General features: G+C 55.4%; 12 protein-coding genes and 2 tRNA genes. All 14 read right to left on the bottom strand.

The window, feature by feature from the left end:
- Window positions 1-10: 10 nt before the first annotated feature.
- The 14 genes from mtr to secG all read right to left on the bottom strand — a co-directional run bounded on the left by mtr (window position 11) and on the right by secG (window position 14,429).
- Window positions 11-1,255: a tryptophan permease gene (gene mtr / locus AACV31_RS04295; RefSeq protein ID WP_165155621.1), complete on the bottom strand. Its 1,245-nt coding sequence runs from the start codon at window positions 1,253-1,255 to the stop codon at window positions 11-13.
- Between the two features lie 293 nt (window positions 1,256-1,548).
- Window positions 1,549-3,462, bottom strand: a complete 1,914-nt coding sequence (locus AACV31_RS04290) for a DEAD/DEAH family ATP-dependent RNA helicase (RefSeq protein ID WP_075197336.1) — start codon at window positions 3,460-3,462, stop codon at window positions 1,549-1,551.
- On the bottom strand, window positions 3,455-3,535 hold the full coding sequence (yrbN, locus tag AACV31_RS04285) for a protein YrbN (protein ID WP_097563900.1): 81 nt from the start codon (window positions 3,533-3,535) through the stop codon (window positions 3,455-3,457). The genes AACV31_RS04290 and yrbN overlap by 8 nt, the downstream gene beginning before the upstream one ends.
- 107 nt (window positions 3,536-3,642) lie before the next feature.
- Entirely contained in the window at window positions 3,643-4,527 is an 885-nt protein-coding gene (nlpI, locus tag AACV31_RS04280) for a lipoprotein NlpI (protein ID WP_007766827.1), read from the bottom strand.
- Window positions 4,528-4,643: 116 nt separating this feature from the next.
- Window positions 4,644-6,779: a polyribonucleotide nucleotidyltransferase gene (pnp, locus tag AACV31_RS04275; protein WP_075197335.1), complete on the bottom strand. Its 2,136-nt coding sequence runs from the start codon at window positions 6,777-6,779 to the stop codon at window positions 4,644-4,646.
- Between the two features lie 244 nt (window positions 6,780-7,023).
- Window positions 7,024-7,293, bottom strand: a complete 270-nt coding sequence (rpsO, locus tag AACV31_RS04270; protein ID WP_004385056.1) for a 30S ribosomal protein S15 — start codon at window positions 7,291-7,293, stop codon at window positions 7,024-7,026.
- Between the two features lie 143 nt (window positions 7,294-7,436).
- Entirely contained in the window at window positions 7,437-8,381 is a 945-nt protein-coding gene (truB, locus tag AACV31_RS04265; protein WP_161589593.1) for a tRNA pseudouridine(55) synthase TruB, read from the bottom strand.
- On the bottom strand, window positions 8,381-8,782 hold the full coding sequence (gene rbfA / locus AACV31_RS04260; protein WP_007766816.1) for a 30S ribosome-binding factor RbfA: 402 nt from the start codon (window positions 8,780-8,782) through the stop codon (window positions 8,381-8,383). The genes truB and rbfA overlap by 1 nt, the downstream gene beginning before the upstream one ends.
- A gap of 134 nt (window positions 8,783-8,916) precedes the next feature.
- Window positions 8,917-11,628, bottom strand: a complete 2,712-nt coding sequence (gene infB / locus AACV31_RS04255; RefSeq protein WP_012815025.1) for a translation initiation factor IF-2 — start codon at window positions 11,626-11,628, stop codon at window positions 8,917-8,919.
- Between the two features lie 24 nt (window positions 11,629-11,652).
- Window positions 11,653-13,140, bottom strand: coding sequence for a transcription termination factor NusA (gene nusA, locus AACV31_RS04250; protein ID WP_007766802.1), 1,488 nt, complete (start codon window positions 13,138-13,140; stop codon window positions 11,653-11,655).
- Window positions 13,141-13,167: 27 nt separating this feature from the next.
- Complete coding sequence (gene rimP / locus AACV31_RS04245; protein WP_012815023.1) at window positions 13,168-13,620, bottom strand: ribosome maturation factor RimP; 453 nt, start codon at window positions 13,618-13,620, stop codon at window positions 13,168-13,170.
- Window positions 13,621-13,832: 212 nt separating this feature from the next.
- Window positions 13,833-13,909: transfer RNA gene (locus AACV31_RS04240), tRNA-Met, on the bottom strand.
- 58 nt (window positions 13,910-13,967) lie between these two features.
- A tRNA-Leu gene (locus AACV31_RS04235) sits at window positions 13,968-14,054 on the bottom strand.
- A gap of 42 nt (window positions 14,055-14,096) precedes the next feature.
- Window positions 14,097-14,429 carry a preprotein translocase subunit SecG gene (secG, locus tag AACV31_RS04230; RefSeq protein ID WP_007704983.1) on the bottom strand — a complete coding sequence of 111 codons (333 nt, stop codon included), beginning with the start codon at window positions 14,427-14,429 and terminating at the stop codon, window positions 14,097-14,099.
- Window positions 14,430-14,651 lie beyond the last annotated feature (222 nt).

The raw sequence follows: 14,651 nt of genomic DNA, 5'->3' as shown, positions 1-14,651 counted from the left end.
AAACGCAACGTTACTGATACACCGGCAGCAGATTGAAGCTGGAAAGCAGATGCACCAGCGCGTTGCCGAGTCCAAACAGCAGTATCAGCGCAATCATCCCTTTGCCGCCCCAGACGCGAAAGCGCGGACTGCCGAAACGCTGCCGTGACGCGCGCGCCAGCAGCGCCGGTACAATCGCCGCCCAGATTGTCGCCGCCAGCCCCGCATAGCCAATCGCATACAGAAACCCGTTCGGCCACAACAGCCCGCCCGCCATCGGCGGCAAAAACGTGAGCAGCGCGGTTTTGAGACGCCCTCGCGGCGAATCGTCAAACCCGAAGAGATCCGCCAGGTAGTCGAACAGCCCCAGCGTCACGCCAAGGAATGAGCTCGCCACCGCGAAGTTGGAAAACACAATCAGCAGCACATCTAACGTGCGGCTGTTCAGCACATCGCTCAGCGCCCCCACCAGCACATCGATATTACCGCCCGCTTTGGCGATGCCGATAAACTCCGGGCGCGGAATGTTGCCCATCGTCGTCAGTAACCAGATGGTGTAAAGCGCGAGCGCAAGCAGCGTTCCCCAGACCAGGCAGCGAATGATGACCCCTGGCTCTTTGCCGTAGTATTTCATCAGGCTCGGTACGTTGCCGTGGTAGCCAAATGAAGCCAGGCAAAACGGCAGCGTCATTAAGAGGTACGGCGTATAGCTCGGGCTTGCCTCGACGGTGTTGAATAATGTCGTGGGCTCAACATGCCCCAGCAACCCGCCGAAAGTCAGAAAGAATGTGATGACCTTGGCGCCGAGCACAATTGCCGTCATCCGGCTCACGGCCTGGGTGGAGAGCCAGACGATAAACGCAACGATAAGCGCGAAGCCGAAACCCGCCAGCCGCGCCGGCACGTCAATATTCATGCCTGCAAACGTGTGGTGAAGCACCGAGCCGCTGGCCGAGATATAGGCATAAGTAAGGATGTAGAGGACAAATGCGACGGATGCGCCGTTCACCACGTTCCACCCTTTTCCGAGCAGGTCGCGGGTGATGGTGTCGAAGCTCGCGCCGATATGGTAGTTGAGGTTGGCTTCCAGCAGCATCAATCCTGAATGAAGCATACAGAACCAGGTAAATACCAGAGCGAGCAGCGACCAGAAAAACCACGCGCCGGACATCACCACCGGCAGAGAGAACATGCCTGCGCCGATGATCGTACCGGCGATAATCACAACGCCGCTTAAAAGCGAAGGCGAGGCGCTGCGGGCGACAAGTGTGGCCATAATGCTTTCCTGTGAAAAAGGTTACCCTGATGATTCATTGTACCAGTACGCGAGTACAAAAAGGAGAAAAAATTACGCCTCTGATAAAGCGTGACGTATTCGGCTGGGGTGGCGCAGCGCAGTAGCGGATTTATTAGCCAGAATGGCCTGGCATAGCACGTTAGGTTCTCCGGCTGTCAGGCAGCCATGAGCCACATGGAGAGGGAAAACATTCATGGCATGGCGAGCGGCCTAAATCGCGCCCATAAAAAAAGCCCCGGCATGGCCGGGGCTTGTTGTCAGACTCGCTGTGCTTATGCGTCGCCGAAACGACGGCGAGGGGTCGCTGCGTCATCACGACGCGGACCGCGGCCGCCTTCACGACGTTCGCCACCGAAGCTACGACCGCCTTCGCGACGCTCGCCGCTGAAACGACGACCTTCGCTACGGCCTTCACCGCGACCGCCTTCACGACGTTCGCCACCGAAACCACGGCCACCGCCAGCAGGGCGACGATCGCCACGCGGCTGTGCATCACCCATCAGCTGCATATTCATCGGTTTGTTCAGAATACGCGTACGGGTGAAGTGCTGCAGCACTTCGGTCGGCATGCCTTTCGGCAGCTCGATGGTGGAGTGAGAGGCGAACAGCTTGATGTTACCAATGTAACGGCTGCTGATATCGCCTTCGTTGGCGATAGCGCCCACGATGTGACGCACTTCAACGCCATCATCACGGCCCACTTCGATGCGATACAGTTCCATATCGCCTGCTTCACGACGCTCACGACGCGGACGCTCTTCGCCGGCACCGTTACGCTCGGTACGCGGGCCACGCTCGTTGCGGTCGCCACGGCGCTCGAAACGGTCATCGCGATCGCGGAACTCGCGCTTCGGACGCATCGGCGCATCCGGCGGCAGGATCAGCGGACGTTCGCCCTGCGCCATTTTCAGCAGCGCGGCAGCCAGCGTTTCTACATCCAGCTCGCCTTCCGGCTGAAGCTTAGCCAGCAGCGCACGGTACTGGTCCAGATCGCTGCTTTCCAGCTGTTGCTGTACTTTCGCGGCGAATTTTTCCAGACGGCGTTTGCCCAGCAGTTCTGCGTTCGGCAGTTCCACTTCCGGAATGGTCAGCTTCATGGTGCGTTCGATGTTACGCAGCAGACGACGCTCGCGGTTCTCAACGAACAGCAGCGCACGGCCCGCACGACCTGCACGACCGGTACGGCCGATACGGTGAACGTAAGACTCGGAGTCCATCGGGATGTCGTAGTTCACTACGAGGCTGATACGCTCAACGTCCAGACCACGCGCCGCAACGTCGGTTGCGATCAGGATATCCAGACGACCATCTTTCAGGCGCTCCAGGGTCTGCTCGCGCAGGGCCTGGTTCATGTCGCCATTCAGCGCGGCGCTGTTGTAACCGCTGCGCTCCAGCGCTTCAGCCACTTCCAGGGTCGCATTTTTAGTACGAACGAAGATAATCGCCGCGTCAAAATCTTCCGATTCAAGGAAACGCACCAGCGCTTCGTTTTTACGCATGCCGTAAACAGACCAGTAGCTCTGGCTGATGTCCGGGCGAGTCGTCACGCTGGACTGGATGCGCACTTCCTGCGGCTCTTTCATAAAGCGACGGGTGATGCGACGAATCGCTTCCGGCATGGTCGCGGAGAAAAGCGCGGTCTGATGTTCGGCCGGGATCTGCGCCATGATGGTTTCAACGTCTTCGATGAAGCCCATACGCAGCATTTCGTCTGCTTCGTCCAGTACCAGGCCTTTCAGGTTAGAAAGATCCAGCGTGCCGCGCTTGAGGTGATCCAGCAGACGGCCCGGCGTACCGACCACGATCTGCGGACCCTGGCGCAGCGCGCGCAGCTGCACGTCATAACGCTGGCCGCCATACAGGGCCACGACGTTTACGCCATGCATATGTTTAGAGAAATCAGTCATGGCTTCAGCAACCTGAACCGCCAGTTCGCGGGTCGGTGCCAGCACCAGGATCTGCGGCGCGCGCAGAGTGTCATCAATGTTATGGAGCAGCGGCAGTGAAAACGCTGCGGTTTTGCCGCTACCGGTCTGGGCCATACCCAGAACGTCGCGACCGCCCAGCAGATGCGGAATACATTCTGCCTGGATTGGAGATGGTTTTTCGTAACCCAGATCGTTAAGGGCTTCAAGGATAGGAGCCTTCAGGCCCAGATCAGTAAAAGTGGTTTCGAATTCAGCCATGTAGTACGAGTGCCTCAGAATTAATGGCGGCCAGTCTACATAACTCATCGTGAAAATTTTCTGCAATTTTCATTAAAAGTGTGAACCGGCTCAAAGTAGGTGTATTAACGAACAAACAGGCCCTCACCGGTTAAGGTGATGACTTTAATAAAAAAATCCGTGGGCTGAAATGTTCGTCAGCTATTGCTGGTCCGATTCTGCCAGGTCATCTTGCTCCTGGCCCAAGAGCGCTAATTCCAACAATGCATAACGGTGCTCAACGAAGTTGTGGACGTTGTTAGCAACCGCTAATTTGAACAGTGCCGTGGCGCTGTCCTTATCCCCCAGACTTAGGTAGTACTTACCTAAATAGAAGTTGGTTTCACTGAGATGCTCAGCGAGCGAGGTGTTATCCGTTGCGTCTGCCTTCAGGCGTTCCATTAACGTTTTTTCGTTAATGTCGCCGAGCCAGAATTCGACAATGTTCCATCCCCACTGTTCTCTGTCCGATTTCTCAAAGCGTTCTTGCAAGGCCGCTTTGGCCTGTTTCTCATCCATTTTGCTTTCAGCAAGGAAGAGCCACAGACTACGGAAGGGATCATTGGGATCGTCGTGATAAAACGCCAGCAGATCATCTTGCGCTAATCGGTAACGTCCGCCGTAATAGAGGGCGATACCGCGATTTAAATGCGCGTAGTTGTAAGTTGGATCAAGCTCAAGTACAGAATCAAACGCTTCATAGGCAGCATCAAAATTGCCTGCCTGCGTTAAATAAATGCCTAAGTAGTTGAATACTTCAGGCATATCGGGTCGGATAGCCAGCGCTTGTGAAAAATCATTCCGCGCCAGTGCTCGCAAACCAAGACTATCATACAACACTCCGCGCTCATATAAAAGCTGTGCGCGTTCATCATCGGTTAAAGCCCGACTTGCGAGGATCTGCTCCATGCGTGCGAGGATCACTTCTTGCTGCAAGGCCGGTTGCAATGGCACCGCCAGGACCTCGCTCTTACGCCAGGCAGAGTTGCTGCATCCTGCCAGCGTGAGTGCTGTCGCAACGAAACACCAGCGCAATAAAGGCTTCATTTCCTACTCCCGAAGACAACTATTGGATGAACGTCCTGTCCCCCGGCTGCAAACGGGGCATCCTGCCTCGTAACAAATCGCTCTCCGTGTCGCCACGGAGAGCTAAACGGCAAACCTTACTCGGCTTCCGGCGCAGCAGGGGCTGCTGCTTCCTGAGTCTGCTCGGTCGCTTCTTTAATGCTCAGGCGTACGCGGCCCTGACGGTCAACTTCCAGTACCTTAACCGGTACTTCCTGACCCATCTGCAGATAGTCGGTCACTTTCTCAACGCGCTTGTCAGCGATCTGAGAGATGTGTACCAGACCTTCTTTACCGCCGCCGATAGCGACGAAGGCACCGAAGTCAACGATACGGGTCACTTTACCATTGTAGATACGACCCACTTCGATTTCAGCGGTGATTTCTTCAATACGACGAATCGCATGCTTCGCTTTTTCGCCATCGGTCGCGGCGATTTTCACGGTACCGTCATCTTCGATTTCGATAGTGGTGCCGGTTTCTTCGGTCAGCGCACGAATCACAGAACCGCCTTTACCGATCACGTCTTTGATCTTGTCCGGGCTGATCTTGATGGTGTGAATACGCGGTGCGAACTGAGAGATATCGCCACGCGGCGCGTTGATAGCCTGTTCCATCACGCCAAGGATGTGCAGACGCGCACCTTTAGCCTGATTCAGCGCCACCTGCATGATCTCTTTGGTGATACCTTCGATTTTGATATCCATCTGCAGCGCAGTGATACCTTCGCGGGAACCCGCTACTTTGAAGTCCATGTCGCCCAGGTGGTCTTCGTCACCCAGAATGTCGGACAGTACGACAAAGTTTTCGCCTTCTTTCACCAGACCCATCGCGATACCCGCGACAGCGGCTTTGATCGGCACGCCTGCATCCATCAGCGCCAGAGAAGCGCCACACACGGAAGCCATGGAAGAAGAACCATTGGATTCGGTGATTTCAGATACTACGCGTACGGTGTACGGGAAGCGGTCCGCTGCCGGCATCACTGCCAGTACGCCGCGTTTCGCCAGACGACCGTGACCGATTTCACGACGCTTCGGAGAACCGACCATGCCGGTTTCGCCAACAGAGTACGGAGGGAAGTTGTAGTGGAACAGGAAGCGGTCAGTACGCTCGCCCATCAGCTCGTCGATGTTCTGCGCGTCGCGCTCGGTACCCAGCGTCGCGGTTACCAGAGCCTGCGTTTCACCACGGGTGAACAGCGCGGAGCCGTGAGTACGCGGCAGTACGCCAGTGCGTACGTCCAGACCACGGATCATGTCTTTTTCGCGGCCATCGATACGCGGTTCGCCAGCCAGCACACGGGAACGCACAACGTTCTTCTCGATAGCGTGCAGGATGTCGCCCAGCTCGTTTTCGTCAAGCGCGTCGCCTTCGGCCTGTTCAGCCTGCAGTGCCGCGATAACGTCCGCTTTGATAGCGTCGATTTGGCTGTAACGTTCTTGTTTGTCGGTGATGCGGTAAGCGTCGCTCAGACGAGATTCAGCCAGCGCTTTAACGCGCGCGTTCAGCGCTTCGTTCGCGGCTTCAGGCTGCCAGTCCCAGCGCGGTTTGCCCGCTTCTTTCACGAGATCGTTGATGTTCTGAATCACAACCTGCTGCTGCTCGTGGCCAAATACAACGGCGCCCAGCATCTGATCTTCGCTCAGCAGTTCTGCTTCGGATTCCACCATCAGCACGGCGCTTTCGGTACCGGCAACCACCAGATCCAGTTTGCTGGCTTTCAGCTCTTCCTGGGTTGGGTTCAGTACGTACTGGTCATTGATGTAACCCACGCGGGCAGCACCAATCGGGCCATTGAACGGAATACCGGACAGAGACAGCGCGGCGGACGCGCCGATCATCGCAACGATATCCGGGTTAACCTGCGGGTTAACGGAAACGACGGTCGCGATAACCTGAACTTCGTTAACGAAGCCTTCCGGGAACAGCGGGCGGAGCGGGCGGTCAATCAGACGCGCGATCAGCGTTTCGCCTTCGCTCGGACGGCCTTCACGACGGAAGAAACCGCCAGGAATGCGGCCAGCAGCGTAGGTACGCTCCTGATAGTTAATAGTCAGTGGGAAAAAGTCCTGGCCCGGCTTCGCTTTTTTAGCGCCAACCACGGTCACGAATACCGCAGTGTCATCCATGCTTACCATAACGGCAGCAGTGGCCTGACGAGCCATCATTCCGGTTTCAAGAGTGACAGTATGTTGACCATACTGAAATTTGCGGACGATCGGATTAAGCAAAATTATACCCTTTCTAAATGAAGAACAGCACGCCCAAAGCCGTGCTGACAGTACCCGATCCTCTTTGCATCCTCGCGACTAATGACAACCCTAACCCGCCTGTGCGAATCAAGCCTCTCATTAGCCGCGCGAACCTCTGCAACGAAGATCATACTTAGCAACAATACATGAGTTTACTCGCAATTGCTGCCGTCTGGTCGAAAAAAGGGGCCGTAAAGGCCCCCTTTTCTGAAACTCGCAGTGATTAGCGACGCAGACCCAGGCGCTCGATCAGCGCAGTGTAGCGTGCTACATCTTTACGTTTCAGGTAGTCGAGCAGTTTACGACGCTGAGAAACCATACGCAGCAGACCACGACGGCTGTGGTGATCTTTTTTGTGCTCTGCGAAGTGGCCCTGCAGGTGGTTGATCTGCGCAGTCAGCAGTGCAACCTGAACTTCGGTAGAACCGCTGTCGTTCTCACCACGACCAAACTCAGAAACGATTTTAGCTTTAGCTTCAACGCTTAGAGACATTTTCAACTCCAGTTTATAAAAAATAAGGGTGCCGATCTCTAATTCAGCCACCCGGGGCTACGTCTGCATTAAAATGACGGACGTAGTGTTTAGCCGCAATATTCTACCTGTCACGGCTTGTTATCGCAAGGTAACGACGCGCGTTAAACCGGATACTCCACCACCAGGCGACGGGGCGCCACGCGCCCTTCGCTGTCGATTTCGCCCATGCCGAGAAACTTCTGCGCTTCGCCTTCCGTCACGCGCACCAGGCCTTCTGACGGCGCGTCGCTGGTACGCACCGGATTGCCATTCTTAAAGTAAACGGATGACGTCAGCGGAAGATTCACCACAGGGTAGTCCGCCGCCGGGCTGTCCATCGGCATTAACAGCGGATCGAGCAGTTCGGACGGCGCGATTTCACGCGTCTGCGCCTCTTCAAGCAGCGCATTGAGCTGCTCCAGCGTCACCATACGCTCGACAGGATACTTACTGACCGCCAGGCGGCGCAGATAAATAACATGCGCGCCGCAACCGAGTTTCTCGCCTAAATCGTCAATGATGGTGCGGATGTAGGTGCCTTTCGAACAGTGCACTTCCAGCTCCAGTTCATCGCCTTCATGGCGAATGAAAAGCAGCTCATAAACGGTAATTGGACGCGCTTCACGCGGCACTTCAATACCCTGACGCGCATATTCGTACAGCGGCTTGCCCTGATATTTCAGCGCCGAGAACATGGTCGGCACCTGCATGGTGTCGCCGCGAAAGCTCTCCAGCGCATCCTGCAGTTCCTGCTCGCTGAACGTGACCGGGCGCTCCTCCACCACCGTGCCGTCGGCATCGGAGGTGTCGGTGCGCTGCCCGAGGCGCGCAATCACACGGTAACGCTTATCGGAATCGAGCAGATACTGGGAAAACTTGGTCGCTTCGCCGAGACAAATGGGCAACATGCCGGTCGCCAGCGGATCCAGCGCGCCGGTATGGCCCGCTCGATTCGCGTTATAGATACGCTTTACTTTTTGCAGCGCGTCGTTAGAGGAGAGCCCCTGTGGCTTATCCAGCAGCAATACGCCATGCACGTCGCGACCGCGACGACGAGGACGACTCATTATTCCTCCTTGTCGTCGTCCGGATTAACGCGACGTTCTTCGTCGTGTTTCACTACGCTAGTGACCAGGTTGGACATGCGCATCCCTTCAACCAGCGAGTTGTCATAGAAGAAGGTCAGTTCCGGCACGATGCGCAGGCGCATGGCTTTGCCCAGCAGCGAGCGGATAAAGCCTGAGGCATCCTGCAGCGCTTTAATACCGGCTTTTACCGCCGCATCGTCTTTATCGTTCAGAAACGTCACGAACACTTTGGCATACGCCAGGTCGCGAGATACTTCAACGCCCGATACGGTGGTCATCAGCCCAACGCGCGGATCTTTGATTTCGCGCTGCAGAATGATGGCAATTTCTTTTTGCATCTCCTGCGCGACGCGCTGCGGGCGACCGAATTCTTTCGCCATAATAAAATCTCCAGACAAAAAAGGGGCTATTAGCCCCTTTTGAATATTCATACCGGGTGGCGCTTCGCTAACCCGGCCTACAAATATGTCCTAATCCACGCCCGGCAAACGTTCTGCCGCCGGGCAAACAGGGATTAGTCGATGCTGCGCTGGATTTCGATGATCTCGAAGACTTCGATCATGTCGCCAACACGGACGTCGTTGTAGTTCTTAACGCCGATACCACATTCCATGCCGTTACGGACTTCGTTAACGTCATCTTTGAAGCGGCGCAGGGATTCCAGCTCGCCTTCATAGATAACCACGTTGTCGCGCAGTACGCGGATTGGGTTATGACGCTTAATCGTGCCTTCGGTAACCATACAGCCCGCGATCGCACCGAATTTCGGCGATTTGAACACATCGCGCACTTCGGCCAGACCGATGATCTGCTGTTTCAGCTCAGGCGACAGCATGCCGCTCATAGCCGCTTTCACTTCGTCGATCAGGTTATAGATGACGGAGTAGTAGCGCAGATCCAGACTTTCCGCTTCGATAACACGGCGCGCGGAGGCGTCGGCACGAACGTTAAAGCCAACCAGGATGGCGTTGGAAGCCGCAGCCAGCGTGGCGTCGGTTTCGGTGATGCCACCCACGCCCGAGCCCACAATCTTCACCTTCACTTCGTCGGTGGAGAGTTTCAGCAGGGAGTCGGAAATCGCCTCTACGGAGCCCTGTACGTCGGCTTTCAGCACGATGTTGACTTCGTGAACTTCGCCCTCGGTCATGTTCGCGAACATGTTCTCGAGTTTGGATTTCTGCTGACGCGCCAGTTTGACTTCGCGGAATTTGCCCTGACGATAGAGAGCCACTTCACGCGCTTTCTTCTCATCACGAACCACGGTCACTTCGTCACCCGCGGCAGGAACGCCGGAGAGACCCAGAATCTCAACAGGAATGGACGGGCCCGCTTCCTGGACTTCCTGGTTCAGTTCGTTACGCATCGCACGTACGCGGCCATATTCAAAGCCACACAGCACGATATCGCCTTTGTTCAGCGTACCTTCGCGAACCAGAACGGTAGCAACCGGACCACGACCTTTATCCAGGAAGGATTCGATAACTACGCCAGTCGCCATGCCTTTACGTACCGCGTGCAGTTCCAGAACTTCGGATTGCAGCAGGATCGCGTCCAGCAGCTCATCGATACCGGTGCCCGCTTTCGCAGAAACGTGGACGAACTGGCTCTCGCCGCCCCACTCTTCCGGGATGATACCGTGCTGAGACAGTTCGTTTTTAACACGATCCGGATCGGCATCAGGCTTATCGATTTTGTTCACCGCAACGACAACCGGCACTTTCGCCGCTTTCGCGTGCTGGATAGCTTCGATGGTCTGCGGCATCACGCCGTCGTCCGCCGCAACAACCAGAACCACGATATCCGTTGCCTGCGCACCACGTGCACGCATCGCGGTAAACGCGGCGTGGCCCGGGGTATCCAGGAAGGTGATCATGCCGTTGTCGGTCTGTACGTGGTACGCACCGATGTGCTGGGTAATGCCGCCCGCTTCGCCCGAGGCCACTTTCGTGGAACGGATGTAGTCAAGCAGAGAGGTTTTACCGTGGTCAACGTGACCCATGATGGTCACGACCGGTGCGCGCGGCTCGGCCTGTGCGCCCATATCACGGTCGCTCATTACCGCTTCTTCCAGCTCGTTTTCACGACGCAGGATAACCTTGTGGCCCATCTCTTCAGCAACCAGCTGCGCGGTTTCCTGATCGATAACCTGGTTAATGGTCGCCATCGCGCCCAGCTTCATCATCGCTTTGATAACCTGAGAGCCTTTTACAGCCATCTTGTTAGCAAGTTCGCCGACGGTGATGGTTTCGCCGATAACAACGTCGCGGTTAACTGCCTGAGCCGGCTTGTTGAAGCCCTGCTGCAGGGAGCTGCCTTTACGCTTGCCGCCTTTGCCGCCGCGAACGGCTGCACGGGCTTCTTCGCGATCCGCTTTGGATTCGGAATGCTTGTTGCTTTTTTTCTGGCGAGCGGCTTTCGCCGGACGCGCGCGGCTACGGCCACCTTCTACTTCGCGATCGCTGTCATCTTCTGCCTGACGTGCGTGCTGGGAAGTAGTGACATGGTAGTCGCTGCTGTCTTCAGATTCTTCTTCGCTGCCGCTTTCCCACTTGGTCGCGTTCTCTTCAGCCATACGACGGGCTTCTTCTGCTACGCGACGGGCGTTTTCTTCCAGCTTGCGACGCGCTTCTTCTTCGGCCTTGCGCTTAAGGTCAAGGGCTTCAGCTTCGCGGCGGGCTTTTTCCGCCTGAGCAGCTTTGCTCACTTCGTCAGTTTGTTGATTGCTCACTTTGCTCGTTTCCGCAGCTTCACGTTTCGCTTTATCAGCGGCATCGCGTTTAGCCTGTTCTTCAGCTTCACGTTTAGCCTTATCGCCGGCTTCACGCTTGGCTTTTTCCTCTGCCTCTCGTTTGGCAGCTTCCTCTGCTTCACGACGGGCCTGCTCTTCCGCCTCACGCTTCGCCTGTTCTTCCGCGGCGAGACGCTCTGCCTCTTGCGGATCACGTTTTACAAAGGTGCGTTTTTTGCGGACTTCGATCTGTACCGACTTACTTTTCCCGCCGGTACCCTGAATATTTAAAGTACTGCGCGTTTTGCGCTGTAAAGTCAACTTATCTGGCCCTGAACCATGTTCGCGGTTCAGGTGCGCCAGTAAGGCTTGTTTCTCTTGTGCCGTCACAGAGTCTTCAGCGGACTTCGGGATCCCTGCATCAGCGAATTGCTGTACCAGGCGGTCCACGGAGGTCTGAATCTCTGCGGCCAGCGCTTTTACGGTTACATCAGTCATGCTGTTCCTTCCTGCTACAGTTTATTACGCTTCATCGCTAAACCAGCGGATGTTACGAGCGGCCATGATAAGCTCACCGGCTTTCTCATCGGTCAACCCGTCGATATCCGCGAGGTCGTCCACGCCCTGATCGGCGAGGTCATCAAGCGTACACACACCGCGAGCAGCGAGTTTGTAAGCCAGCGTACGATCCATACCTTCAAGGTTCAGCAGATCGTCAGCCGGTTTGTTATCGCCGAGGCTCTCTTCCTGAGCCAGCGCAAGGGTGGTGAGCGCATTTTTAGCGCGTTCGCGTAATGCTTCCACGGTCGGCTCATCCAGGCCATCAACTTCCAGCAGCTCTTTCATCGGCACATAGGCCAGTTCTTCGAGCGTGGAGAAGCCTTCTTCCACCAGAACCGTGGCGAACTCTTCATCAATGTCGAGATACTTCGTGAAAGTATCAATAGCGGCGTGCGCTTCAGCCTGGTGTTTCGCCTGGAGATCGTCAACAGTCATGACGTTGAGTTCCCAGCCGCTCAGCTGTGAAGCAAGGCGCACGTTCTGACCGTTACGGCCGATAGCCTGCGCCAGATTACCCGCTTCGACGGCGATATCCATGGTGTGTTTGTCTTCATCCACCACGATAGACGCGACATCTGCCGGCGCCATGGCATTGATAACGAACTGTGCCGGATTATCATCCCACAGCACGATATCAATACGTTCGCCGCCAAGCTCGGTCGACACCGCCTGAACACGCGCGCCGCGCATACCGACGCAGGCGCCAACCGGATCGATGCGCTTGTCGTTGGTTTTCACCGCGATTTTAGCGCGTGACCCTGGGTCGCGAGCAGCGGCTTTAATTTCAATCACTTCTTCGCCAATTTCCGGTACTTCGATGCGGAACAGCTCGATCAGCATCTCCGGTTTGGCGCGCGTGACGAACAGCTGAGCGCCGCGCGCTTCAGGACGTACTGCGTACAGCACGCCGCGAATACGGTCGCCCGGACGGAAGTTTTCACGCGGCAGCATATCTTCACGCAAAATGACCGCTTCGGCGTTGCTGCCGAGGTCCAGCGTAATGTTTTCGCGGTTAACTTTTTTCACCACGCCGGTGATGATCTCACCTTCATGTTCGCGGAACTGGTCAACGACCATCGCGCGTTCGGCTTCACGAACTTTCTGTACGATGACCTGTTTAGCGGTCTGCGTGGTGATACGGTCAAACGTCACGGATTCGATCTGATCTTCGACGTACTCGCCGACGTTCAGGCTCGGATCTTCGTAACGCGCCGCTTCCAGCGTGATTTCGCGGGTCGGCTGGGTAACTTCTTCAACAATAACCCAGCGGCGGAACGTGTCGAAATCACCGCTTTTACGGTCGATGCTCACGCGAACATCGATCTCTTGTTCATATTTTTTCTTGGTTGCCGTAGCCAGGGCGCTTTCCAGCGCTTCAAAAATTTTCTCGCGCGGAACCGCTTTTTCGTTGGAAACTGCTTCGACAACAGCCAAAATTTCTTTATTCATCAGGGGCCTTCGCCTCAATCCAGACTGTTAAAATTGGGGTACCAGGTTCGCTCTCTGGATATTACTTAGCGCGAACACTTCATCTTTGCCGTCAACTGCAACGGTAATCATTTCGCCATCAACGGCTTTAATGACTCCCTGCCACTTACGACGATTCTGTACCGCCATACGCAGTACCAGCGTCACCTCTTCACCAGTGTAACGGGCGTAATGTTCGGCAGTGAAGAGAGGACGGTCGAGGCCAGGCGAGGAGACTTCCAGGTTGTAAGCCACCGTAACCGGGTCTTCGACATCAAGAACGGCGCTAACCTGGTGGCTGACATCAGCACAATCGTCAACAGTGATGCCATCTTCACTATCAATATAGATGCGCAGCGTCGATGTGCGACCGCGAATGAATTCGATGCCGACGAGTTCGTAGCCCAGCGCTTCCACCGGTGCCGTAATCATCTCTGTTAATTTTTGCTCTAATGTGGACAAGCCCACCCCCAGGACATAAAAAAAGGGCATATAGCCCAGTTATTCTTTAGCCAGATAACAAAAAACCCCGATAAATCGGGGCTTTTAATAACTGAACCCTGTAAACCGCAATGTGCGGTCCGGAACACCTTCCAGGGAATTTTCTTTCAAAACGATGAGGAAGGCATTCGCTGCACTTCACAGTATATTTGAAAAACAACTCTCAGGGAAAGTGGTTGCGGGGGCCGGATTTGAACCGACGACCTTCGGGTTATGAGCCCGACGAGCTACCAGGCTGCTCCACCCCGCGTCCGAAACGTGGCAAATACTACGCCTTAAACGTCTAAATTGCAAGTTCTGCTGGGATTTGGTACCGAGGACGGGACTTGAACCCGTAAGCCCAATCGGGCACTACCACCTCAAGGTAGCGTGTCTACCAATTCCACCACCTCGGCACTATAGTGCGCAGTTTCTGTTTACTGCGCGAAGCTGACAAATTAACGCGGGATATCGCTGGTCGGCTTAGCCGGCGCTGCGGGCTGAGTCTGCTCAGTTTTTGCTGGCGCAGTCAGATTTTCCCACTCGCTTCCTTTACTGGTTTTGTTGCTGTTAATGTTACCCAGCACCAGGCTGATAATGAAGAACAGGGTTGCCAGCACAGCTGTCATACGGGTCATGAAGTTACCAGAACCACTTGAACCGAACAGCGTAGCAGAAGCGCCTGCGCCAAAAGAGGCTCCCATATCAGCGCCTTTACCTTGCTGCAGCATGATAAGACCAACAAGGCCCAGCGCTACAATAAGGAAAACTACCAAAAGAGCTTCGTACATAATCAACCTGTTCCTTGCGGGGTTACCGCAGCCAATTGCTTCAAACCAATAAAGCAGGGTATTTGTCATTCCCTACTGAAGCGGGTGTGAATACTAACGAAAGAGTTCTGGGCGCGCAAGCGCAATTTTACCGGCAAATGCTGACTGCGGAAAAAAACGGCAAATTGCGCTAAAACGACGATTTTAAAGGCGACTTTCGCCGCCTTTTTAAGCATGCCTGTG

This window comes from Cronobacter sp. EKM101R, assembly GCF_963888145.1.
GTDB classification, from domain to species: domain Bacteria; phylum Pseudomonadota; class Gammaproteobacteria; order Enterobacterales; family Enterobacteriaceae; genus Cronobacter; species Cronobacter turicensis.
The sequence above is the reverse complement of the archived record's forward strand: the minus strand, read 5'-3'. Positions and strand labels throughout refer to the sequence as shown.

Excerpts from the sequence above, each read along its gene's own strand:
- mtr (WP_165155621.1), bottom strand. The coding sequence starts at position 1,255 with ATGGCCACACTTGTCGCCCGCAGCGCCTCGCCTTCGCTTTTAAGCGGC.
- AACV31_RS04290 (WP_075197336.1), bottom strand. The coding sequence starts at position 3,462 with ATGGCTGAATTCGAAACCACTTTTACTGATCTGGGCCTGAAGGCTCCT.
- yrbN (WP_097563900.1), bottom strand. The coding sequence starts at position 3,535 with ATGAAAATTGCAGAAAATTTTCACGATGAGTTATGTAGACTGGCCGCC.
- nlpI (WP_007766827.1), bottom strand. The coding sequence starts at position 4,527 with ATGAAGCCTTTATTGCGCTGGTGTTTCGTTGCGACAGCACTCACGCTG.
- rpsO (WP_004385056.1), bottom strand. The coding sequence starts at position 7,293 with ATGTCTCTAAGCGTTGAAGCTAAAGCTAAAATCGTTTCTGAGTTTGGT.
- truB (WP_161589593.1), bottom strand. The coding sequence starts at position 8,381 with ATGAGTCGTCCTCGTCGTCGCGGTCGCGACGTGCATGGCGTATTGCTG.
- rbfA (WP_007766816.1), bottom strand. The coding sequence starts at position 8,782 with ATGGCGAAAGAATTCGGTCGCCCGCAGCGCGTCGCGCAGGAGATGCAA.
- infB (WP_012815025.1), bottom strand. The coding sequence starts at position 11,628 with ATGACTGATGTAACCGTAAAAGCGCTGGCCGCAGAGATTCAGACCTCC.
- nusA (WP_007766802.1), bottom strand. The coding sequence starts at position 13,140 with ATGAATAAAGAAATTTTGGCTGTTGTCGAAGCAGTTTCCAACGAAAAA.
- secG (WP_007704983.1), bottom strand. The coding sequence starts at position 14,429 with ATGTACGAAGCTCTTTTGGTAGTTTTCCTTATTGTAGCGCTGGGCCTT.